This window comes from Ruegeria sp. AO1 (genome assembly GCF_056535985.1).
In genome coordinates this window covers 1,525,289-1,548,386 of sequence record NZ_JBQFJC010000001.1, presented here as the reverse complement: position 1 = coordinate 1,548,386, position 23,098 = coordinate 1,525,289, and the positions used below count along the sequence as shown (strand labels likewise).

General features: G+C 56.3%; 24 protein-coding genes. 14 read left to right on the top strand and 10 right to left on the bottom strand.

Features of this window, described 5'->3' with window-relative positions:
- Positions 1-19: 19 nt before the first annotated feature.
- Positions 20-556, top strand: a complete 537-nt coding sequence (gene hpt / locus ACR3FB_RS07610; protein WP_480565520.1) for a hypoxanthine phosphoribosyltransferase — start codon at positions 20-22, stop codon at positions 554-556.
- An 8-nt stretch (positions 557-564) separates the two neighbouring features.
- On the opposite strand, the gene ACR3FB_RS07605 is transcribed toward hpt, so the two are convergent.
- Both ACR3FB_RS07605 and lipA read right to left on the bottom strand, forming a co-directional pair.
- Positions 565-1,707, bottom strand: coding sequence for an amidohydrolase (locus ACR3FB_RS07605; protein WP_480565518.1), 1,143 nt, complete (start codon positions 1,705-1,707; stop codon positions 565-567).
- Positions 1,704-2,654: a lipoyl synthase gene (gene lipA / locus ACR3FB_RS07600; protein ID WP_480565516.1), complete on the bottom strand. Its 951-nt coding sequence runs from the start codon at positions 2,652-2,654 to the stop codon at positions 1,704-1,706. Before lipA ends, ACR3FB_RS07605 begins: the two co-directional genes overlap by 4 nt.
- A 262-nt stretch (positions 2,655-2,916) precedes the next feature.
- Here lipA and ACR3FB_RS07595 point away from each other — a divergent pair, with 262 nt between their 5' ends.
- A complete protein-coding gene (locus tag ACR3FB_RS07595; RefSeq protein WP_170718092.1) occupies positions 2,917-3,465 on the top strand; it encodes a peroxiredoxin in 549 nt (182 codons plus the stop codon).
- A gap of 47 nt (positions 3,466-3,512) precedes the next feature.
- Here ACR3FB_RS07595 and ACR3FB_RS07590 read toward each other — a convergent pair whose 3' ends face one another.
- Together ACR3FB_RS07590 and ACR3FB_RS07585 are read right to left on the bottom strand one after the other, a co-directional pair.
- Positions 3,513-4,436 carry a LysR substrate-binding domain-containing protein gene (locus ACR3FB_RS07590; RefSeq protein ID WP_480565514.1) on the bottom strand — a complete coding sequence of 308 codons (924 nt, stop codon included), beginning with the start codon at positions 4,434-4,436 and terminating at the stop codon, positions 3,513-3,515.
- Positions 4,437-4,483: 47 nt separating this feature from the next.
- Positions 4,484-5,566, bottom strand: coding sequence for a DUF6456 domain-containing protein (locus ACR3FB_RS07585; RefSeq protein ID WP_480565925.1), 1,083 nt, complete (start codon positions 5,564-5,566; stop codon positions 4,484-4,486).
- A gap of 241 nt (positions 5,567-5,807) precedes the next feature.
- Here ACR3FB_RS07585 and ACR3FB_RS07580 point away from each other — a divergent pair, with 241 nt between their 5' ends.
- Positions 5,808-6,107 (top strand): DUF6477 family protein, encoded by a 300-nt coding sequence (locus ACR3FB_RS07580; protein WP_480565512.1) that lies wholly within the window; start codon positions 5,808-5,810, stop codon positions 6,105-6,107.
- Here ACR3FB_RS07580 and ACR3FB_RS07575 read toward each other — a convergent pair whose 3' ends face one another.
- Together ACR3FB_RS07575 and ACR3FB_RS07570 are read right to left on the bottom strand one after the other, a co-directional pair.
- Positions 6,108-7,652 (bottom strand): trimethylamine methyltransferase family protein, encoded by a 1,545-nt coding sequence (locus tag ACR3FB_RS07575; RefSeq protein ID WP_480565510.1) that lies wholly within the window; start codon positions 7,650-7,652, stop codon positions 6,108-6,110.
- A 135-nt stretch (positions 7,653-7,787) separates the two neighbouring features.
- Entirely contained in the window at positions 7,788-8,492 is a 705-nt protein-coding gene (locus ACR3FB_RS07570) for an MgtC/SapB family protein (protein WP_480565508.1), read from the bottom strand.
- A 165-nt stretch (positions 8,493-8,657) separates the two neighbouring features.
- Here ACR3FB_RS07570 and guaA point away from each other — a divergent pair, with 165 nt between their 5' ends.
- From guaA to ACR3FB_RS07515, 11 genes are all read left to right on the top strand, one after another.
- Positions 8,658-10,217, top strand: a complete 1,560-nt coding sequence (gene guaA, locus ACR3FB_RS07565) for a glutamine-hydrolyzing GMP synthase (protein ID WP_480565506.1) — start codon at positions 8,658-8,660, stop codon at positions 10,215-10,217.
- Between the two features lie 6 nt (positions 10,218-10,223).
- Positions 10,224-11,267, top strand: coding sequence for a hypothetical protein (locus ACR3FB_RS07560; protein WP_480565504.1), 1,044 nt, complete (start codon positions 10,224-10,226; stop codon positions 11,265-11,267).
- A 66-nt stretch (positions 11,268-11,333) separates the two neighbouring features.
- Positions 11,334-12,029 carry an FkbM family methyltransferase gene (locus ACR3FB_RS07555; RefSeq protein ID WP_480565502.1) on the top strand — a complete coding sequence of 232 codons (696 nt, stop codon included), beginning with the start codon at positions 11,334-11,336 and terminating at the stop codon, positions 12,027-12,029.
- A gap of 64 nt (positions 12,030-12,093) precedes the next feature.
- Positions 12,094-12,999, top strand: a complete 906-nt coding sequence (locus tag ACR3FB_RS07550; RefSeq protein ID WP_480565500.1) for a DMT family transporter — start codon at positions 12,094-12,096, stop codon at positions 12,997-12,999.
- A gap of 127 nt (positions 13,000-13,126) precedes the next feature.
- Positions 13,127-14,263: a porin family protein gene (locus ACR3FB_RS07545; RefSeq protein WP_170376791.1), complete on the top strand. Its 1,137-nt coding sequence runs from the start codon at positions 13,127-13,129 to the stop codon at positions 14,261-14,263.
- A 106-nt stretch (positions 14,264-14,369) separates the two neighbouring features.
- Positions 14,370-15,266 (top strand): DMT family transporter, encoded by an 897-nt coding sequence (locus ACR3FB_RS07540; RefSeq protein WP_170376790.1) that lies wholly within the window; start codon positions 14,370-14,372, stop codon positions 15,264-15,266.
- Between the two features lie 50 nt (positions 15,267-15,316).
- The gene (locus tag ACR3FB_RS07535; RefSeq protein ID WP_480565498.1) at positions 15,317-16,189 is read left to right on the top strand and encodes an ATPase; all 873 of its coding nucleotides are present in this window, start codon (positions 15,317-15,319) and stop codon (positions 16,187-16,189) included.
- A gap of 34 nt (positions 16,190-16,223) precedes the next feature.
- Positions 16,224-17,141 (top strand): homoserine O-acetyltransferase MetA, encoded by a 918-nt coding sequence (metA, locus tag ACR3FB_RS07530; protein WP_419739721.1) that lies wholly within the window; start codon positions 16,224-16,226, stop codon positions 17,139-17,141.
- Positions 17,131-18,084 (top strand): alpha/beta fold hydrolase, encoded by a 954-nt coding sequence (locus ACR3FB_RS07525; protein ID WP_480565496.1) that lies wholly within the window; start codon positions 17,131-17,133, stop codon positions 18,082-18,084. Before metA ends, ACR3FB_RS07525 begins: the two co-directional genes overlap by 11 nt.
- Before the next feature lie 49 nt (positions 18,085-18,133).
- Positions 18,134-19,003 carry a polyphosphate kinase 2 gene (gene ppk2, locus ACR3FB_RS07520; RefSeq protein ID WP_480565494.1) on the top strand — a complete coding sequence of 290 codons (870 nt, stop codon included), beginning with the start codon at positions 18,134-18,136 and terminating at the stop codon, positions 19,001-19,003.
- 111 nt (positions 19,004-19,114) lie between these two features.
- Complete coding sequence (locus tag ACR3FB_RS07515) at positions 19,115-19,732, top strand: TetR/AcrR family transcriptional regulator (protein ID WP_170487400.1); 618 nt, start codon at positions 19,115-19,117, stop codon at positions 19,730-19,732.
- Positions 19,733-19,735: 3 nt separating this feature from the next.
- Here the strand turns inward: ACR3FB_RS07515 and ACR3FB_RS07510 are convergent, their stop codons facing one another.
- The 4 genes from ACR3FB_RS07510 to ACR3FB_RS07495 form a co-directional block, all read right to left on the bottom strand.
- A complete protein-coding gene (locus ACR3FB_RS07510; protein ID WP_480565492.1) occupies positions 19,736-20,794 on the bottom strand; it encodes an adenylate/guanylate cyclase domain-containing protein in 1,059 nt (352 codons plus the stop codon).
- A complete protein-coding gene (locus ACR3FB_RS07505; protein ID WP_480565490.1) occupies positions 20,791-21,159 on the bottom strand; it encodes a group I truncated hemoglobin in 369 nt (122 codons plus the stop codon). The genes ACR3FB_RS07510 and ACR3FB_RS07505 overlap by 4 nt, the downstream gene beginning before the upstream one ends.
- A gap of 124 nt (positions 21,160-21,283) precedes the next feature.
- On the bottom strand, positions 21,284-22,123 hold the full coding sequence (locus ACR3FB_RS07500; protein WP_480565488.1) for a glycosyltransferase family 25 protein: 840 nt from the start codon (positions 22,121-22,123) through the stop codon (positions 21,284-21,286).
- Positions 22,124-22,144: 21 nt separating this feature from the next.
- Positions 22,145-23,008 (bottom strand): urea carboxylase-associated family protein, encoded by an 864-nt coding sequence (locus ACR3FB_RS07495; RefSeq protein WP_480565486.1) that lies wholly within the window; start codon positions 23,006-23,008, stop codon positions 22,145-22,147.
- Positions 23,009-23,098 lie beyond the last annotated feature (90 nt).

Here is a 23,098-nt window from a genome sequence, read left to right as displayed (position 1 = left end):
AAAGATCAAGGGGGCTGCGATGACTGACCGCGCTTATGTGATAGATGAGATGATCTCGGCCAAGGCAATTGCAGCCAGAATCGAAGAGCTTTGCCGCGAAATTACCGAAGAATTCGGCAATACTGACAAGCTGGTGGTCGTCGGCCTGCTGCGCGGCTCTTTCGTGTTCATCGCTGATCTTGTGCGCGAGTTGGACCTTCCGATCGAGGTGGATTTTCTTGAGGCTTCCTCTTACGGTGACGCGATGGAGAGCAGCCGAGAAGTTCGTATTCTCAAAGACTTGCGCGGCGCAATTGAGGGTCGCGATGTGCTGGTCGTCGAAGATATCGTCGACACAGGCCACACGCTGAACCACGTCACCAACCTGCTACGCAGTCGCAAGCCGAAGCGGCTGAAGTCCATTGCCCTATTGGACAAACCCAGCCGGCGTGAGGTTGATTTTCGTTCAGATTGGATCGGGTTCGAGATCCCTGACGAATTCGTCGTGGGCTACGGAATCGACTACGCGCAGCGCAATCGCAACCTGCCGTTCATCGGTAAGGTTCGGTTTAGCTGAACGCGACCTCAGCCCAGCACCTGCCGGATCGCCGCCAGAAAGACGTCTGTGCCAATTGGGATCAGCGTGTCGGGGAAATCATAGTCGGGATTGTGCAACTGGGGGTGATCTCGCCCTGCTCCCAACCAGAACATCGCCGATTTTGCGCCTTTGCCGAACTGGCCAAAATCTTCCGAAAACCTTTGCGGCTCATTGCTCAACTTGCACGCAACAGAATGATCCGCGCAGGCCTCGGCCAGAACAGTCACCGCCTCAGCGTCGTTGATGCAGGCCTCGAAGACATCCTCATAGGTGATCTCGGCACTCAGGTTCTCGGACTTGGCGACCTGCTGAACCAAGGCTTCAGCATCGGCAACGAGCTTTGCCATACGGTAGTCTGACACGGTGCGCAATGTCACCCACAGCTCAGCTTGACCGGGGGCCACGCCAAAGGTCCGCTCTCCGAGGCTGGCATGCGTGATCGTGGTCAGCGCATAGTCGGCGTTCAGGGCGCCTGCCGTGCCGAGCCGGGTTAGTTCCGGGATCATTGCGGATAAAGCGCCCGCCGGAGAAACCCCGTCCTGCGGCGCAGCGGCATGAGAGGTCTTTCCGGTCAATGCAATCCGCATACCGCGAGAGGCGCAGTTGGTTGGCCCCTGACACAGCTCAACCTCGCCCAGTTCCAGCCCCGGCAAGTTATGGAGAGAAAACACGTAATCCGGCGCAAGCTTAGCGAACTCAGGATCGTCTCGGAACGCCCTGGCCCCGTGCCCGGTTTCTTCAGCAGGCTGGAAAATCAGAACCACCCGTCCGCGAGTCGGGCGCTGTTCCTGCAACGCAAGCGCAACGCCGAGAACCATCGACATATGGCCGTCATGCCCGCAAAGATGCCCTTTACCCGGCAAGGTCGAGACATACGGCAGCTCCGAGAGTTCCTTGATCGGCAAGCCATCCAGTTCACACCGAATTGCGACGGTAGGACCAGTCGCACCGCTGTCGAAGACCGCGGCAACTCCGTGCCCGCCGAGGTCAGTCACTACGGTATCCGCCCCCGCACGACGCAGCTCATCGGCCATGCGCGCGGCGGTTTCACGTTCTTGCCCAGAAAGTTCGGGGTGTTGATGCAAACTGTGGCGCAGCGCTGTCAGCCGCGCCAATCTTTCAGGCGTCACGCTTGACCCAGCTTCGCCTGCCGCGCCGCGCGCAAACGCGCGAAATCGTCGCCCGCGTGGTAGGAGGAGCGTGTCAGAGGTGTAGCTGAGACCATCAGGAAGCCCTTGCCATAAGCCGCTTTTTCATAGGAGGCGAACTCTTCGGGCGTCACGAAACGGTCCACCGCGTGGTGCTTTGGCGTTGGCTGCAGATACTGACCAATGGTCAGGAAATCTATGACGGCGGCGCGCATGTCATCCATAACCTGACCGACTTGCTGTTTATCCTCGCCCAGACCGACCATGATGCCGGATTTGGTGAAGATCGACGGGTCCAATTCCTTCACTCGCTGCAACAGGCGAAGCGAATGGAAATACCGCGCGCCGGGGCGCACCTCAGGGTAGAGGCCCGGGACGGTTTCGAGATTGTGGTTGAACACATCCGGCTTGGCCTCGACCACGGTCTCAAGCACTTCGGGCTCACATTTTAGGAAGTCCGGCGTAAGAATCTCGATCGTCGTCTTCGGCGAGCGGTGACGGACGGCGCGAATGGTCTGCGCGAAATGATCTGCCCCGCCGTCTTTCAAATCGTCCCGGTCTACCGAGGTGATGACCACGTGGTTCAGGCCCAATTTCTGAACCGCATGCGCCACACGACCCGGCTCAAACGCGTCCAGCGAGTCCGGACGTCCCGTGGCGATGTTGCAGAAGGTACAACCGCGGGTACAAATCTCGCCCATGATCATCATGGTGGCGTGACCCTGGCTCCAGCATTCACCCACGTTGGGGCACCCGGCCTCTTCGCACACCGTCACCAGATTGTTTTCGCGCATGATCTTATGCGTCTCGGCATAGCCCTTGCCGCCGGGCGCCTTGACCCTGATCCATTTCGGCTTTTTAGGCTGGGCGTTGTCCGGGCGATGCGCCTTTTCGGGGTGACGTTGTTCTGGGATTTTCAGATCGCGCACGGGTAGTTTTCCTAACTTTGGGTCAACTTTGTGTACCCATAACATAAAACACTCACGCCTGTTACACCAGCGACGCATAGCCGCTATGCACATATCTCGCGAGCGTCAAATTAGTTTAACCTTAAACTATATTTTTCGCACGCAAAATCAATAGACAAGCCAATCAAACCTATCTTGCAAATACAGTATTTCATGGATTGCAGGCGATTTAGAACTGATTTAAATCGCCAGAAAGTCACAACTGAATCACAGGAACTTGAACATGAAGACCGGAGCAAAACTGCCCGATGTGACCTTCCACACGCGCGTCCGCGACGAGGCCGTCGAAGGCCCCAACCCGTTCCGCTGGGAAGACAAGACAACCGCCGACTATTTCGCTGGCAAACGAGTGATCCTGTTCTCGCTGCCCGGCGCTTTCACCCCCACATGTTCGACCTACCAGCTGCCCGGATTTGAAAACGGTTACGCCGATTTCACCGCCAAGGGTATCGACGAGATCTACTGCATGTCCGTCAATGACAGCTTTGTCATGAACAAATGGGCACAGGATCAAGGCCTGAAGAACGTTAAGGTCATCCCTGACGGTTCGGGTGAGTTCACCCGCAAGATGGGCATGCTGGTCGACAAGGACAACCTGGGCTTTGGCATGCGCTCGTGGCGCTATGCGGCCATCATCAATGACGGTGTTGTCGAAGCATGGTTCGAAGAGCCCGGCCTGATGGACAACTGCCCCGAAGACCCTTATGGCGTGTCCTCGCCCGAGACTCTGATCCAGCATCTGGAAGCTGCCGCCGAACCCGCGTTGGCGTAAATCTGGTGCTTAAACGCTGAATACAGGCCCGCTTCTGGCGGGCCTTTTCATATCCGCGTGGCCGAAACGATTTGCTCCCCCACATCCCGGATTACCTGGGCCAAACGATCCACCCAACCGTCATCCGTTGTTGATGCACGCCGGACAAGCCCCACCGTGCGCGCCGGTTGCGGGGCGCCAAACCGCAAAAGCTTCAAGCCCGGAACCGCCTCTGATTCTGATTTCGCGGCCAGCTCGGGCATCAGGGTCAGGCCGAACCCCTCGGCAACCAGCCGGGAAAGCGTCGCAAGCGAAGAGGCCCCCATGTTGATCTGCCCACTGCCCCGGTCCTGCCCGCAGACCTCCAGCGCTTGATCCGTCAGGCAATGGCCATCCTCCAACAACATCAACTGCGCCGATTGCAGATCCAGAGGGCGCAGCATCTCGGGGCTGGTGTTCACACGTTGCAGCCGCGCGGCGCTGCCTGCCAGCAGGAAGTGATCCTGGAACAGAGGCGTTTCGCGGAATTCTGAGCCACCCGCTGGCAGGGCCAGGACCGCAGCGTCGATCTCACCTTCGCGGAGCAATGATAGCAACCGTTCGGTCCTCGCCTCCCGAATCTGCACGCGCAGCGAAACATCTGCGGCGCGTAGACCACCCAGAACGCCGGGCAGAAGGTACGGTGCAATCGTCGGGATGATCCCGATCGACAGCGATCGATGGCCGCCAGAATGATCCCGCGCGAACTGGTCCAGCCGCACAGCTGCCCCCAGCACCTGACGTGCATGTTCCAGAACGTCTCGCCCCAGTGGCGTCAGCAGGATGTCCCGCGCCTGACGCTCGAACAGCACACCGCCCAGTGTTTCTTCAAGCGATTTGATCTGAACGGACAGCGCAGGTTGCGAAACGTTGCAGACCTGCGCAGCGCGGCCGAAATTGCGTTGCTCGGCCACGGCTTGAAAGTACTGCAACTGTTTGAGTGTGAAATTCATAGCCCGTGATTATCACCAAGGGCAAAAACCACAAGGGAGACTTATACCTAGCCTATCATACGATCTTGACCCGAGAGATCCTCATAGTGTCGTTTCAAGCGCTGTAACGCGATGCGCAGAACGATCTTGCCTGAGCGCGCGGACCAGCCCATGCGTTTTTCGGCCAGTTCCAGCCCCTCAAGATAGCAACAACAGCGCAGCGCTACATCACTGAGGCCCGGCCCAAGGTCCGACAACGCGCGCGCCACGCGGTCTTTCGCGTCCGAGGCCCCTCGCCCGCCGTGAGATTCACTTTCGAAATTTCCGCGCCCTCCTCCTGTCAGAAAGCGATCCCAGTTCTGCGCAACCTGCGGGCCGATCTGAGCCAACTCAAAGTCTTCGCGCAGTCTTTCCCCGGCACGGACAAGCGTTTCATCGAGAAAGGGTTTGCCGTCTCGGTCCCGCCGCCGCGCCAAGGCGATCAACGGGCTTTCCGCAGCACTGTATCGCATGCGTCGGGCGCGTTCCGGGGCGTCTCCGTTCGACTTCGGCTGAAACGCTGCCTGTGCTTCGGCCATGCCGAATTCATTGCGCGACCGGGCCTTGTTTTCCGCCTCGGCGACCAACCTGTTGAGCGCCGCGCGCCCCGATGTAGAGATCCGGTACCGGGAAATACGGCCCGGATTATCGCAGGTAATCCAGTCCTGCAAGGCAAGCGCCTGTGCGATCTTGCAATCAACAACGGCCGTCCTTGTAGTCCCGGCCTCACCGGTGTCACGAACGACCACGGCCTTGTCCATATCCTCAGCCACCGCCAAAACCGATCCCGTCTCACATAGGCGTCTCAGAACACGCAGCGCTTCGCCCTCGAATGAGTCGTCTTCCTGGTTGTCCTGTCCGCTTGCGTCAAAGTGGCGAGTCCGATCAGAGACCGAGAAATGTGTCTCGGCCAGCGATTGCAGAGCCGCATCGACCAAGGGATCATCGCGGCGCATTTCGACCCGTCGGATTTGTCTGAGAATGGTAGAGGCATGGCACCCGGCCGATCTTGCGATATCCCGGATCGACTGACCGGTTTCCGTGTGCGCAAGGTAACGCTGTGCCCCCTCGGGAACCCATGCCGGAATAGAGAATACCACGTTGTTTTCCATATTCATTTGCCCTCGTCGACAAAACAGACTGCCACTTTTGCCCCCCGAAATTATTGTTAACCAAATCTAACTAGAGGTGGTTTCGTTACTCGTTAGTTAACCCCGAAGCGCAGCAACCAGATTTGATTCAAAAAGATAAACAGTCGTGAAACCAACGTTCGGGGCGATCTTGATGAGCGCAACACCCTCCTAGGTTGTGTGACAAACAGGGCGTCAATTATCCGAACAAGAGGCATCTGAAATGCAAGACCTGATGACCATGATCACGACCCTGCGCCGCCCTCGTCTATTGGCGCGCGCTGCAAAATTAGGGGCGCAGGACTACAACCGTGACCGGCATCTTCAGCGCATCCTAGGCTATGGACGACTGCCCGGAAACGGGGCCGCTCTGATGCGGCTTATGGATATGGAGAGAGAACAAAATACGCTGCGAAAAGAAGAGGATGCCGCCTATTCTCTGGTCAGACACCTTGATCTTCTGATTGCGCTTTTGGGTGAGGCGCAGCTGTACCAAGCAAGCCGCGCCGCACAGTTAGAGTGATCAGGTAAACGCGTCCGGCATCGAGGCTTTCTTGTCGGCAATATAAGCCTCGAGCGCCTCTTTGGTTGCCGGGTCCATCTGCGGCTGCTGGTAGTTGGCCAGCAGATGCTCGACCCGGGCCGAGGCCAGCTGACGCGTATCGCGTGAACCTTCATCCTGCCAGGTCTCGAACGGTTTGTAGTCCAGCACCTCGGTTTTCCAGAAGGCTTCCTTGAAGTTGGCCTGCGTGTGCTCGCAGCCAAGATAGTGACCGCCCGGTCCCACTTCGCGGATCGCACCCATCGCCTGTGCGTTCTCGTCATAGGCGACACCTTTGGCCAGACCGTGCAGAACACCAAGTTGATCGGCATCCATCACGAACTTCTCAAAGTCTGCAACCAGACCGCCTTCGAGCCAGCCGCACGAGTGCAGCATGAAGTTCACGCCCGACATCAGACCCATGTTCAGAGAGTTCGCGGTCTCATATGCCGCCTGCGCGTCCGGCAGTTTCGAACCACAGAACGACCCCGCGGAGCGGTAAGGCAGGTTCAGCCGACGTGCCAGCTGACCCGCACCATAGGTGATATGCGCGGCCTCGGGTGTACCAAAGGTCGGCGCGCCCGAGTTCATGTCAATCGAAGTCACAAACGCACCAAAGATCACGGGTGCACCTGGACGGATGATTTGGCTATAGGCGATACCCGCCAGAACCTCGGCCAGAACCTGCGTCAGCGTCCCTGCAACCGACACCGGCGCCATCGCACCACCGACAATGAAGGGCGAGACGATACAAGCCTGATTGTTCTTCGCGTAAACCTCTAGCGACCCCATCATCACATCGTCAAAGGTCATCGGTGAGTTGATGTTGGTCAGCGAGGTCATCACGGTGTTGTTCTGAACGAAGTCCTTGCCGAACAGAATCTCGCACATCTCGACCGAATCCTGCGCGCGGCTGGGGTCGGTCACGGATCCCATGAAGGGTTTGTCCGAAAGGCTCATGTGCGCCATCAGCATATCGAGGTGGCGTTTGTTCACCGGAATATCGGTCGGTTCGCAAACGGTACCGCCCGAGTGGTGCAGCCACTTGGACATATAGGCCAGTTTCACGAACTTGTTGAAGTCATCCATGGTCGCATAACGACGACCGCCCTGCGCATCACGCACGAACGGAGGGCCGTAGACAGGCGCCAGAACCATGTTGCGGCCACCGATCTCAACCGATTTCTCTGGGTTGCGGGCGTGCTGAGTGAACTGGCTTGGGGCCGTTTTGATCAGCTGCCGCGCCAGACCACGCGGGATGCGCACGCGTTCGCCATCAACATCCGCACCCGCATTGCGCCAACGCTCCAGCGCGGCGGGATTGTCGACAAAGTTGACGCCAACCTCTTCCAGAATCGTTTCCGCGTTGTACTCGATGATCTCCAACGCTTCTTCGTTGAGGACCTCAAAGTTCGGAATGTTCCGCTCAATGTACTTTGCGGTGTCGATCCGAACCGCAGTGCGTTCTGCCCGGCGGGCGGCTCCGCCACCGCCGCGACCTCGACGACGTGCTGATGCTTCAGCCATTTTTCCTCACCATACTTTGGATGTGTTGATTGGGGTTCTATCTAGCCCGCCAACACTCGCTACTATTGGAAGATAACGGCTATTGGCACATAAAAGCGACATCAAGCCGCGACGAGACCCTTTAAAACAACGGTTTCAGGTCTCGTTCGCATCTTCCCACTCAACACTCAGAATCCCCGGCTCAAGAATAAGGGGCGCTGCGATTTTGTGTTGCACGTTTTCGGGATGATCTTCGGTGGAAACGAGAATTTCCAGTGTTTGCAAACCGTTGTCGTCTGCATCTCCCTTTTGAAACCCGACAATGCGCACCCCGTTTTGCGCCAAAGCCTGTAGTGCCGCCGCGCGGACCTCTGCCTGCGCATCCGCCGCGCATTGCACGAGGATGCGGAACTCCTGCGTCAAGGGAACCCCGGCACGTGTCGTTTTTTTCAACCACTTCACCAGCGGCCGTAGCCCCAGATTCACAAAAATGACGAAACCCGTCATCATGATCGCAAAGATCCAGGCCCCACTTCCGGCCATCATCCCCACAGCCGCCGAACACCACAAAGTCGCCGCCGTGTTCAGGCCGTGAATGGTGAACCCGTGCCGAAAGATGATGCCCGCCCCAAGAAACCCGATCCCTGACACGACCTGAGCAGCCACACGAGTCGGACTTACCTCATCCGGATAAAGCGCCGAGAACACCACAAAAGCTGCAGCGCTCAGGGCCACCAGCGCATTGGTGCGCAAACCTGCCATACGTTGGCGCACCTGACGCTCGGACCCGATCAAAGCCCCGCAGAACATGGCCAAAGCCAGATTCAAAGCGGCAAGTTCAACAGCTATGGGCAAACGCATCTCTCCTGTTCTGGGTGTCTGCATGACGCAGACGGAAAGATCGTCATATTTTTGTTACAAAACTTTTACAATAACCGAAGCGCAGTTTCCCAAAATGTAGTGTCCTGCCCCCTACCAAAGACCTTATCTCTTGCGAATTCGTTACGCTTGGCCTATGGCCCGCACATGAGTGATACATCCCACGACCGCCTTCTGATCATCGACTTCGGCAGCCAGGTAACGCAGCTGATTGCACGCCGTCTGCGCGAGCTGAATGTCTATTGCGAAATCCACCCCTACCAGAACGTCACCATGGAATTTGTGCGCGAAATGGCGCCCAAAGCGATGATTTTTTCGGGTGGGCCGGACAGTGTCACGCGTGAGGGTTCTCCGCGCGCGCCGCAAGAGATTTTCGACTATGGCGTTCCGATCCTGGGCATCTGTTATGGCCAGCAGGTGATGATGCACCAACTGGGCGGCAAGGTCGAAAGCGGCCATGGCACCGCCGAGTTTGGCCGCGCCTTTGTCACTCCGAAAGGTCAGTTGGATATCCTGAAAGACTGGTTCGCGGATGGTGATGAACAGGTCTGGATGAGCCACGGCGACCATGTCAGCGAAATCGCTCCGGGGTTTGAAGTTTTCGGCACCTCGCCCAACGCACCGTTTGCCATCACGGCAGACAGCAAGCGCCATTTCTACGCTGTGCAGTTCCACCCCGAGGTGCATCACACGCCCAAGGGCGCGAAACTGTATGAAAATTTTGTGAAGCTCGCCGGGTTCAGCGGCGACTGGACGATGGGTGCCTATCGTGAACAGATGATAGAGAAGATCCGCGAGCAGGTTGGTGATAAGAAAGTCATCTGCGGCCTGTCCGGCGGCGTCGACAGCTCGGTGGCCGCGATCCTGATCCACGAGGCGATCGGTGATCAACTCACCTGCGTCTTTGTTGACCACGGGCTGCTTCGCAAAAACGAGGCGCAGGAAGTCGTCGGCATGTTTCGCGACAACTACAACATTCAGCTGATCCATGCGGACGAAAGCGATCTGTTCCTGGGCGAGTTGGACGGTCAAAGCGACCCGGAGACCAAACGCAAGATCATTGGCAAACTGTTCATCGACGTGTTCCAGAAGCACGCCGACACTATCGACGGGGCGGAGTTCCTGGCCCAAGGCACACTCTACCCGGACGTCATCGAGTCCGTCTCTTTCAGCGGTGGCCCTTCTGTCACGATCAAATCGCACCACAATGTCGGTGGCCTGCCCGAGAAGATGGGCCTGAAGCTGGTCGAACCCCTGCGTGAGCTGTTCAAGGATGAGGTCCGCGCGCTGGGTCGCGAACTGGGCCTGCCTGACAGCTTCATCGGCCGCCACCCCTTCCCCGGACCGGGCCTCGCCATTCGCTGCCCAGGTGAGATCACCCGTGAGAAGCTGGAAATCCTGCGCGAAGCGGATGCAGTCTACATCGACCAGATTCGCAAACATGGCCTCTATGATGAAATCTGGCAGGCTTTCGTGGCGATTCTCCCCGTCCGAACCGTCGGAGTCATGGGCGATGACCGCACATACGACTACGCCTGCGCACTGCGTGCCGTAACGTCAGTTGATGGCATGACCGCCGACTATTACCCCTTCAGCCACGAGTTCCTGGGCGAAACCGCCACTCGGATCATTAACGAGGTAAAGGGTATCAACCGATGCACCTACGATATCACTTCGAAACCTCCGGGAACGATTGAGTGGGAGTAGTTCAAAATGGGATTCAGGCAATCTGCATCGCATAGACTAAAAAAAGCCTTGCGAAAACTGAATAGTAATTGGAATTCAACTTATAATTCCAACCGGTTAAAGACCGACTATTCGATTGATGAACATCGCGGAACTGATGGGCAGAGTATTGTCGGCCTTTCCGTCGAAGAGTATGGCAGGATGGGGAATAGTTTTCTTCAATCAAGCAATGCTCTATTTTTAGCCCGCTCCCTGAGACTCCCCTTTATTCAGTTGCCAAAGACCGAATTGATCAAGATAGATAGCCCTACTGAGGTATCAGGACTAACGTTTCTTCCCCACGATTATGACACAAGCTCTCTCGGTCTTTTTTTGAAAGGCACATTTTACACTGGCCCGCGAATGGAGCGGCTTGGCATACGAATGCCTTTGCGTAGACAGGTATTGCAAAAATATCTTGTTCCAGCGGCTCACATCCCATTACCAGAACCAGAACCCCGAGGTTGCCTCACAATACACATTCGATCGGGCGATGCATTCGACGCGAGACCACACCCGGACTTTTCGCAGCCACCCTTGGCGTTCTACAAAAAAATGATTGAACAAGCACGCAAAGAGCTTGGTATCAACCGCGTTCGCTTGGTTTTCGAAGATCGGCGAAACCCGTGCGTCGGCGCATTGGAAACTTATATAGAAAACTCAGAACTAACACTGTTATTACAAAGTGGTTCTCTCAAGGAGGACTTGGATGTATTGCTGGCCGCGCGACATTTGACCTTTGGCTACGGTAGTTTTGGGGTGGGCATCTGTCTTCTCAGCATTGCTGCTGAGACAGTTTATGTATTTGGAGCCAGCGGGCACGCATACAATCAGTTTGATCACCTCAATAAGGTAGACGCGTGGGATGATGTATCCGGACGTTACCCTGATATTGGCGAATGGAAAGCTTCACAAGAACAACTTGCACTGATGCTCAATTTGCCAGGTTGTGCAATAGGAAAGCTAGAACAACGAGGCTTCAATTATACCAAGAGGCCAGATTGGTGGATTCATCCAGATGAAGAGCTATGAATCTTACTGAAGTTCAGCGAAAACAGTCCCTTCCCCTCAAGAAAACAAAATAGGCAATTCATAGCCATGAGATTTTCCGACCTGATTGGCCGCAAGCGAAAAAAGAAACCCGAATCCAAGTATTTTGGCCTCAATAGCCTCGATCAAAAACTTGAACCCTACGTTGATTTTGACAACGGGTTCTATGTCGAACTTGGCGCCAACGACGGGGTGAACCAATCCAATACACTTTACTTCGAGAAGGAACGGAACTGGCGCGGGGTGCTGATCGAGCCATCTCCACACAATTTCCTAAAATGCCTGAAACGTCGCGGCGAAAACAACCAAGTTCATTGTAACGCCTGCGTGGAGTTCGGCTTCCCTGACAAATTTGTTGAAATGGCCTATGCGAATTTGATGACTGTTCCCATTGGAATGGAGTTAGACCTGCCTGATCCAAACGCGCATCTCCTCGCGGCCCAACAACATATGAGTGAAGCGGAACGCACCTTTACCTTTGGCGCCGCAGCCAAACCTCTCAACGACATTTTGGTTGATTCCAATGCTCCGCCTCGTATCAACTTTCTTTCACTCGATGTTGAAGGAGCGGAGCTCAGTGTATTGAAAGGTCTGGATCATAACCAGTTTAGGTTTGACTTCATGCTAGTGGAGTGCAGGGACTATAACCGCGTGGCCAGCTATCTTGAATCCGTAGGGTACAAATTTGAAGCCTTACTTTCTCAGCACGACTATCTCTTTAAAGATGAACGGAAAAACACCTGATTGTGCCTCGGGAAGAAGTTCTGCTGCATCAAAGAGTTACTGTTGAGGGATTTTCCATCGTAAAATGAAACAAGGCGCAGGCTCTTCACTTTCTGCCGCTCTGTGGATGACCGGCGCTATTGCCTCGTTCTCCTCAATGGCCGTCGCCGGTCGAGAGTTGAGCCTGCATCACGATACGTTTGAGATCATGATGTATCGCAGTTTTGTCGGCGTGATCATCGCAGCGCTAGTATTGACGGCGACCCGCAAATGGCATCAGGTCACAACCGAGCGTCTTGGTTTGCACGCCCTACGCAACACGTTCCATTTCACCGGCCAAAACCTTTGGTTCTACGCCGTCGGAGTGGCCCCTCTGGCGCAGGTTTTCGCGCTTGAATTCACCCAACCGATCTGGGTTATCCTGCTTTCTCCGCTTCTTTTGAAAGAGCGCCTGACCGCGATCCGCATGACCTCGGCATTGATTGCGTTTGTCGGTGTTCTGATGGTGACAAGACCCGGCACCTCTAGCCTGTCGCCGGGTATCCTTATGGCTGCCGGAAGCGCGATTTTCTTCGCGTTTACAACGATCACGACGAAACAGCTCACACGACACGCCAGTATCGGATGTATCGTGTTCTGGCTGACTGTGATGCAGGCTGTTCTTGGCACGATCGCCGCTGGGATAGATCAGCAAATCGCCTTGCCAACGCTGCAGACGGCACCTTTTTTGTTGTTGGTTGGTCTGGCCGGTCTTTTGGCGCATTTCTGTATCACAAACGCGCTTGCAATCGCCCCCGCAACCGTAGTGGTACCGTTCGACTTTGCCCGCCTGCCGACAATCGCGGTCGTCGGCATGCTTCTTTACCACGAACCACTGGATCATTGGACGCTGCTTGGCGCAGCCGTGATCTTTTCAGGTATCTTTCTGAATGTTTGGTCCGAAAATCGTAACAGTTTAGCAACAGTTCGTGCCGACACTCATAAGAAGTAACGCACGGTCACTAGTTGACGATAAAATAGACACCGAGACAGTATCGGGCATTCAAATCGAGCGGGTCGGCATCCGTACACTCACACGATGCCATACAGGCCTTCAAGGGACAGTAAGGGAGGAATACATGAGAAAGGCGCTACTATCAGCGTGCGCGCTTTGCGTGGGGGCAACGGCTGGCCACGCTGGCGGCCTGGATCGAAGCGGTCAGGGCATCAATCTGATTTTCGAAGAAGGGTCGGTTGTGCAGTTCCGCCTCGGGTATACAGATCCGAGCGTCAGCGGTACGTTACTTGATGCGAACCCCGCCAGCCCCACAAACGGGCAGGTTATTAACTCTGGAAACGTCTCCAACGACTTCTTCACGCCACATCTTGGCTACAAGACGTCTTTGACTGAAAAGATCGACTTTGCGATCATGTATGACCAGCCCTATGGCGCTGACATCGCATATGCTTCCAACTACCCACTTTCGATCAATCCGGCATCGCCCACAACCACCGGCTCTTTGCGCGCAACGGCTGATACCGATGCAATCACCGCCTTGTTCCGCTACAAGTTCGATAACGGGTTCAGTGCTCTTGGCGGCGTTCGCGCCCAACGCGTGAAAGCCAGCGTAGATGTGCCGGCCGCATTGGGGTATTCAGTTGAAACGGATGCTGATACGGCCTTTGGCTACGTGCTTGGTGTTGCGTGGGAAAAACCAGAAATTGCCGCTCGCGTCTCGCTGACATACAACTCGAAGATCTCGCACGATCTGTCGCAAACAGAGAGCGGCACTCTATTTGGATCGGTCGATACCAGCAGCGAAATCGAAACGCCGCAGTCGGTGAACTTGGATTTCCAAACCGGCGTAGCACCGAAAACGCTGCTATTCGGCTCGATCAGATGGGTTGATTGGCCGCAATTGGAGTACGATCCGCCAAACTATCCGCCGACCACTGCACTGGTTAGCTATGGCAATGCCACCTACACTTACACTCTGGGTTTGGGATACCAGTTCTCTGAAGAGTTTTCGGGCGCTGTGACGTTAGGCTATGAAACCGACGAAGGAGAACCGGTGACCAACCTGGGTCCCACAGACGGTTTCTGGAGCATCGGTCTTGGCGGCACCTACTCTCTGGAAAAAGCCAAAATCTCGGCGGGCGTTCGCTACACCGATATTGGTGACGCAACGGCTGACGGTGGGTTTGGTCAAACAGCTGACTTCTCAGGCAATAGCGCTTGGAGTGTCGGCTTCCAGATCACCTACGCTCTGGACTAATCGCCCCCACATAAAAACCAATCAGACCCCGCCGTTTTTGGTGGGGTCTTTTTGTTTCCGCATCTTTCGGGTCGCCGCATGAACTCAAAGCTGCCACAACCTGTTCATGGAACAGCAAAAACACCTATCCCCCCGCGCATGGGCTGAGCTTTCGCTGCTGGGTATCATCTGGGGCGCGTCATTTGTTTCGATCCGCATTGCGCTGGACACGATACCTGTGATGACCTCGGTCCTGCATCGAACATTCTGGGCAATGCTGGCCTTGTGGTTGGTGGTTTGGATCAGGGGTCTAAGCGTCCCGAGTTCACCTCGCCTCTGGTTGGGTTTTCTGGTCATGGGACTGCTCAACAACGTGATTCCGTTCTCGCTGATGGCGTGGGGGCAGTTGTATATTGACTCCGGCCTCACGGCGATTCTGAACGCGGCGACGGCTATCTTTGGCGTTCTCGTTGCTGCACTCTTCTTTTCCGACGAGAGGTTGACACCACCGCGCCTTCTCGGCGCTGGACTGGGCTTTTTTGGCGTCTCAATCGCGATCGGGGTCGGCAACCTAACGGACTTCAGTCTGCAAAGCACTGCTCAACTTGCCATCCTCGCGGGCACTATCTCCTACGCTTTTGCCGGCGTTTGGGCGCGCAAACACCTAAGCTCTCTGCCCCCAATCGTCGCCGCCGCCGGGATGCTGACCGGCTCGACCCTCTTCATGATCCCGATTGCCCTTATGACTGACGGCATCCCAAGTCTCAGCCTACCTGCGGTCACATGGGCGGCAATCGCTTATTATTCCCTGATCGCGACGGCGGGTGCCTATCTTCTCTACTACCGGGTCCTTGCAATGGCTGGCAGTGGCAATTTGTTACTCGTGACCCTCATCATCCCACCTGTCGCGATCGTTTTGGGCGCCTTGCTGCGCGACGAGGCACTGGATCCACGCGCCTATGTCGGCTTTGCCGTGCTGGCCGCGGGACTATTGATCCTCAACCGAGCCGTCCCACGCGATTGACGTCGCCGCCTGCCCGAATTAGCAAAGGCAAAAACAAGGGACAGCACAAGATGATCTACAGCTCGGCAAGAGATTGGCGTGTGGCTGCACGTAAGAAGGTGCTGTTTTTCGGCATGTCGGGGCTGGGCAAGACCTATGTATCCAACATCCTGCGAGACAGCGGTGGCTGGTTTCACTACTCGGTCGACTACCGGATCGGCACCCGCTACATGGGCGAATACATCGCCGATAACGCCAAGGCTGAGGCGATGAAAGTCCCATTCCTGAGGGACCTTCTGCTGTCGGATTCGATATATATCGGCTCGAACATCTCGTTCGAGAACCTGACCCCTGTCGCATCCTATCTTGGCAAACCCGGTAATCCGGCGCTTGGCGGGTTGGAGATGTCCGAGTACCGCCGCCGACAAGAGCAATTCAGACTAGCCGAAATTCACGCCCTTCTGGACACCGAATACTTCGTGGATCGGGCAGAGCGTCTCTACGGCTATCCGCATTTCATCTGCGACACGGGCGGGTCGATTTGCGAGTGGGTCGACCCGAACGACCCAGCGGATCAACTGATGTCCGAGCTGTCAAAACAGGCGCTGATGATCTGGCTGAAGGGTGACGACGACCACACGGCCGAGCTGGTCCGACGCTTTGACAAGGCCCCAAAGCCGATGTCCTATCAGGCTGAATTCCTGACCCGAGTCTGGACGGAATATCTGGATCAAAACGGCTGCTCCGAAGCCGACGTAGACCCCGACGCGTTCATCCGGTGGACCTACGCTCAGGCGCTTGCCCATCGTCAGCCCAGGTACGAAGCGATGGCGAATAACTGGGGCGTTACGATAACGGCCAAAGACATCGGAAAAGTGCGTGATGCGGCTGATTTCGATGAGTTGATCGAACGCACCCTTGAGACCGGGCGCGATCGCGCCTAACTACCTCCTTCTAACTATTCAAAAGTCTGACCCGATGCCGATCAAAATCCCATCCGAATTGCCCGCCTTTGACGTCCTGACCCAGGAAGGCGTCATGGTTATGGCTGCGGATCAGGCAATGCGTCAGGATATTCGCCCCCTGCGGATCGGGCTGCTGAATCTGATGCCCAAGAAAATCCAGACCGAGAACCAGTTCGCGCGTCTGATCGGGGCCACTCCGCTGCAGATTGACCTGTCTCTGATCCGCATGACCGAGCATCGGACCAAGAACACCGCCGCGGCGCATATGGCCGAATTCTATCAGCCGTTCAAAGACGTGAAGGATCATAAGTTCGATGGCCTGATCATCACCGGTGCGCCGATCGAACATCTGGAATTCGATGATGTCACCTATTGGGAAGAACTCCGCGAGGTGTTTGAGTGGACTCAGACCAATGTCCATTCCACATTCGGGGTCTGCTGGGGCGGTATGGCGATGATCAACCATTTCCACGGTGTGAAAAAACACATGCTGGACGCCAAGGCCTTTGGCTGTTTCCGGCATCGGAACCTCCTCCCGTCCTCGCCGTTTTTGCGGGGCTTTTCGGATGATTGCGTTATTCCCGTCAGCCGCTGGACCGAGATGAAACAGGCCGAGATCGACGCCGCGAACGGCCTCGTCACCTTGCTTGGCAGCGATGAAGCAGGTCCTTGCCTTGTCGAGGACCCGGCACATCGTGCGCTCTATATCTTCAACCATTTCGAATATGACAGCGATACGTTGAAGCAGGAATATGATCGGGACATCGCCAATGGCACACCGATCAACGTGCCGATGAACTACTATCCGGATGATGATCCGACGCAGGCGCCGCAGAACCGGTGGCGCAGCCATGCGCATCTGCTCTATGGTAACTGGATCAATGAAATATATCAGTCCACACCATTCGATATGAGTGAAATTGGCCGTTAAAATCTGGATACTTCTGACGCTGGGCCTGATCGGCTTTGCAGCGTTTACCCTGTGGCGCGCTGCCCAGAGCGAGGCCCGCGCCGCGCAGGCGTTTCCGCCCGAAGGCCAGATACTCGACGTGGATGGAATTGCCGTTCATGCAGTTGTCATGGGGGATGGCCCTGATGTGGTCTTGATCCATGGCTCCAGCGGCAATACCCGTGACATGACCTTCGCTTTGGCCCCTATTCTGGCCGAAAACTACCGCGTGATCGTGTTTGACCGTCCCGGCCTTGGCTATTCGGACAGTTTCAATCCCGAAGGCGAGACCATTCAGGAGCAGGCGGATATCCTGCAACGCGCCGCTGCCAAACTTGGCGCAGAGAAACCCATCGTCGCCGGGCAGAGCCTTGGAGGGTCGGTGGCGTTGGCGTGGGCGGTGACCCGTCCCAACAATCTCTCGGGCCTCGTGCTGATCGCCCCGGCCGCCATCCCGTGGGAGACGCCGCTGGACAATTTCAACCGATTGGCAGCGACCAACCTAGGAAGCGCGCTTGCCCTGCCCCTCATCACCTCTTACGTGCCGGAATCTTATGTCGAAACGGCCCTCGACAAAGTGTTTGCTCCGCAAACTGCACCCGAAGGCTATGCCGAGCATTTCGGCCCCGCCCTGACGATGCGCCGCGCCTCAATGCATGCGAACGCAAAACAACGGGTCCGGCTGCTGGACGAGGTTGAGCGTCTACAACCCCGATACGGTGAAATCTCTGTGCCTACCGAAATCATTCACGGCACGGCGGACACGACGGTCAAGCTGGATTGGCACTCGACCCGCTTGATCGAACAAATCCCCGGTGCCGAGCTGATCGAGCTGCCGGGCATCGGCCATATGCCTCAGGTCGTCGCAGCCGATGAGGTCGCCGCCGCCATAGACCGCGCCGCACAACGGGCGGGTTTGCGTTAGGCCAGCACCTAATCCATAGTAAGATATGGATTTTATCGCGAGGTAGCTCATGGCCCGGTCAGAAAAAGGTGCAATCGAGAAGTATTACCGCAAGAAAGCGCCCGGTGACGTGCGCAAAATGATCGAAAAGGCTAACAAGGGCGACATCCTGAATCCAAGCTATCCTTACGCCGAAAAAATGAAGACCAAGGACTACGAGCAGCAGATCGAGGCGCTGCAAATCGAACTGGTTAAAATGCAATCCTGGGTCAAAGAAACCGGCCAACGGGTCGCGATCATCTTTGAAGGCAGAGATGCGGCGGGAAAAGGCGGCACCATCAAGCGGTTCCGCGAGAACCTGAACCCACGCGGGGCGCGGAATGTTGCGCTCAGCAAGCCCTCGGATTCCGAGCGCAGCCAATGGTATTTTCAACGCTATATCCAGCACCTGCCCTCGGCCGGTGAGATCGTTTTTTTCGACCGCAGCTGGTACAACCGAGGTGTCGTTGAAAACGTCTTTGGGTTCTGCAATCAGGAGGAGCGCGAACGGTTCTTCCGTCAGGTCTTGCCGCTCGAAACCGGGTTCGTGAACGACGGGATCAGCCTGTTCAAGTTCTGGCTGAACGTCGGCCGTGCTGAACAGCTGAACCGCTTTTTGGCGCGTGAAACGGATCCGCTGAAACAGTGGAAACTCAGCCCGATTGATATCGCCGGTTTGGAAAAATGGGATGAATACAGTCAGTCGATCTCTGAAACTCTGACCCGATCACATTCGGAAAACTGCCCATGGACGATCGTGCGATCAGACGACAAAAAACGTGCGCGCCTTGCTGCCATCCGAACGGTGCTGCTGGCTTTAGACTACGATGAAAAAGACGAAAAAGCCATCGGCGAGAATGATCCGAAAATCTGCGGCGGGCCGGATGTCTGGGAGTCCTGACGTAAATAAAGGTCTGGTCAATAATTAATCGCGTGCGCGTTGGACCATTGGCTGAAATTGGACTATCTCTTGGCACCCGAACACGTGAAAAACCAATAACCTGAGGCCGGAATGACGAAGCGCGGGTATCACCACGGAAACCTGAAGCAGGCCTTGATTGAGGCCGCGCTCTCGTTGATCGAAGAAAAAGGCCCCACCGGGTTCACCCTTTCCGAGGCCGCCAAGACCGCCGGGGTCACTCCTGCTGCCGTCTACCGGCACTATCACGGGCGTGAGGACCTGATTGCCGAAGCTGCCCGGCAAGGGTTCGAGATGTTCGCCGACCTGATGCAATATGCCTATGACGAGGGCCAGCCATCCGCGCTGGCCGCGTTTGAGGCCACCGGGCGCGCCTATCTGGCCTTTGCTCGCAAGCATCCCGGCCATTACATCGCCATGTTCGAAAGCGGGATTTCCCCAAACCGCACGCCTGAGCTGTCGTTAGCGTCAAACCGAGCCAAAACAGTTCTTGAGAAGGCCGCTGCGGACCTGTCTCAACATATCCCGCCTGAAAAGCGGCCTCCCGCGTCCATGTTCTCGGCCCACATCTGGGCGATGAGTCACGGTGTGGTCGAACTCTATGCGCGTAACGCGACCGGTGCGACCTCGCCCTTTTCGCCCGAGGACCTTCTGGAAAGCGGGATTGGGATTTACCTGCGTGGGCTGGGTTTAGTGCCGCAGGACGACTGATCCTCAGAACAATCGGCTTCCCTGATTGGCGCTGAGGCCTGACGAGACGTTGATCAAATCCATCTCTCCCATCCCTTTGATCTCGACCCGCCCCAGGTCTGAGACCTGAAACTCATCGATCAACGCGTATTTCATCGCCTCTGGCGCGACGATATTCATTGGGTTTGCGAAGACCTGCAGGCGCGCAGCGATGTTCACGGCTGGGCCAAACACGTCATAGACATATTTCTGAATGCCCACGACCGACCCGACAGCTGGCCCCATACCCAGACCGATCCGGGCCTGCCATTTATGCGGATGGCTTTCGTTTCGACGCTCGAGATACCGCAAGAAACGCACCGCGCAATGGGCGACAGCCGTGGCATGGTCGGGCGTCGCATCCGGCATACCAGAGACGGCCAGATAGGCGTCCCCAATCGTTTTGATCCGCTCGCAACCGTATTGCTCGACGATCCGGTCGAAGGCCGTGAAGATATCGTTCAACTCGCTCAACGTGACCGTCGGGTCGGTTTTGGCAGCAAAATCTGTGAACCCGACGAAATCCAACATCACCACCGAGACTTGATCGAACAACTGAGGGGTCACGACGCCAAAAGTCTTGAACTCTTCATACACAGCGCGGGGCATCACGTTCAGCAAGAGGCGTTCAACCCTCTCCTTCTCGCGCTCCAATTCACGCGTGTTGCGCTCGACCATTGTCGAGTAGCTGTCGATCATGCTCTCCAGCTCGCGAATGCGAGTGATGTTCTGGCATTCCACGATCAGCACCTGTTCCGACAACCCACTGGCCAGTGAGACAGTGACCGCAAAGATCAGAGTCCGGCGCTTGGGTTTGATCTGAAGCTCGACCGAATACCGCAGGCCGGATTGTTTGACGTCCTCCAGCTCCTTGATGTCTAGATCAGGTAGGATATCCAACAGAGATTGCTTTTTCTCGGGCTTGCCAAACCATTCGGCGAAAGGACTGTTGTGAAAAACGAATTGGAGATCAGAGGCCCGCACAACCGCAACCCCAACGCCGATGGCACGCAGAAGCTGTTCATTGATGGCAAGGATGCTCATGCCGCGTCACGGCTGACGATGATCGAGCGTTTGCCTTCAATCGCGCCAAGGGCCGTTTTGATATCGCGCTCGGACATGCCATGCATCTCAAGCGCCTCGCCGAACAAGTCTGCCATGACATCGAAGTGGTCATGTGAAATATCAAGGTGCCGATGAACGGCTTCGATCCTGTCGTCGCTGAACGCTGCAGGACCACCAACCAGGGACGAGACGAACTTGGTCTGATGGTCAATCAGGCGCGGCATGTCTATATCTTCGAAGAAATGCCCGATTTCGTCGGACTCCAGCGCTATTTCGTAGAAACTCATCACCACACGGCTGATGGTTTTGAAGCCGCCGTATTTCTCGTAAAGCGTTTGTGACACCCCAACACCCAGTCAATAACTAGAAATAACGTCACAAGCTTATATCAAATTGGTATTTTTGTTAATGCTTTTGAAAACTTGAAGTCTGAGGCGTCGGTTTGCCTCTGCGCCGGTGAGACAGGCCTCAGACCCGAAGGTCTGTATCAACCGGAATGAACCCAACAAACCCACCTTGATCGAGCAGTTTTTTCTGCCCTCCAAAGCGCCAACCAAGCTTGCGTTTTGCCGCGAATAGCTCGCGCCGAGCCCGGAACCAGAACGGGCCTTTATCCAAGCCGGTATTGGTGGATTGATCACCTTCCCGCTCGCTTGTCTTGACCAGTTCGAGATCTTGCTGCTGCTTCGACCAGATCATCTGCACACCCACGGCCGGGAAAACCTGGTACATCCGCCAATCTGGCCGGGGGATCGATACGAAATCATCGAGATGGTCGGAATACTGCTGAGACCAGGCCAGCAGTTTGCGACACCCCTCCTGCGACAGAACATAGGCCGCGGCACTCGGGGCCATTTCCAGCAGAGGGCGAACTGTGGCGCCGCCTATCTCCGTCTCGGCCCCAAAACGCAGGCTGCGCGGCGAGTAGTCCATCTTTGCGAAATCGAACCTGTCCGCGTTCTCGACGAGGCTGTCGATCACCTCCCCCAGTCGGGACGACATCTCGACATCATCCTCGAAAATCGCAGCCGCCTTCAGGTTTTGATCCACTGCTTGCTGCCAGACGGCGCGATGGCTTTCAAAACAGGCGATCTCGCTTTGCTTCAAACCCCAGCGAGAGCCAACGCCCGGCACATACCCATTCCCCTCCAGAGCATCCGCCTGACGTGCATCAACTGCGCTAAAACGGATCGGGTCGGTCACGCCAGCTTTTGCGAACTGCGCCTCCATGAACGCGCGGCGTTCGGGAACCCGGTCAAGGTTTATGTAGAACACAGCCGTACTAAGCTGTTTGTCCGCTTGCGTCACGCGTTGTCCTTTCGCTGCCTTTTATGCGCCATGCGACCGGTCATAGGCCGAGACACTGGGCTGAACATGCGACTGCCGCGCGACTTCACCCGGATCAAACACCTCGATCAGCAACGGATAGCACGCGGCGGTATCCGAGGAATGCTCGGAGGAGCAGTCCCCACCCGGACAGGCTGAAAGGCCGACAATCAGGTCGATCTCGGCGTGGAATTCAAGGTAATCACCCGGACGCACCGGGCTGGCCTTCATAAAATACTGGCCGGTATCGCGCGTGAAACCGGTACACATGAAGACGTTTAGAACGTCATGCACATGAGTCTCCGCCTCGTGCAGGGGCAGATCGCAATGCTGCGCCAAGGCCCGGGTCAGGTTCGAATGACAGCAATAGTGGTAGTCATCCCCCGACAGCAACCGCCCGGTATACGGGTCGCAGCGGGTGCCGATCACGTCATGAACGGAGCCTCCAAAGGCGTCAAAGCCGTACCAGTCCAGCGTATCAGCCGTGATCGTCGCCATCGGCCGCATATTTGGGAAACTCGACCACATGCGGTCTCCGGTCGAAAGATGCGTTCCGTGCAGGGCGCGGGTTTTACCAGAATAGAAACGTTCTGTCAGATCGTGTTTGTTCCACAGGTTCAGATCGCCGACTTGAGCGCCCTCGACGGATGTGATGCGGAAAAAAGCACCGGCTGGCACGTCGATACAGGCGGCGTCTCGCGGCGCAGCGATGACCTCGGCAGATTTCACGGACGTGCCCCGCAAGCGGGTCAACCGATCCAGATCAGGACTGGGCAGAGTCTCTGGCGGATAGCAGATTACTGGGCGGATGGCCTTGCGGTCCTCGGCATCAGTTGGGGCCGGGAAATTTGGGGTTGAGAGTTTCACTTAGCACCTCCGCCAATTTGGGCTGTTTTGCACTTAACATCGCCAGACATAAAGCAAATACAGGACAGCGGCCAATGCTCAAATCGGTCC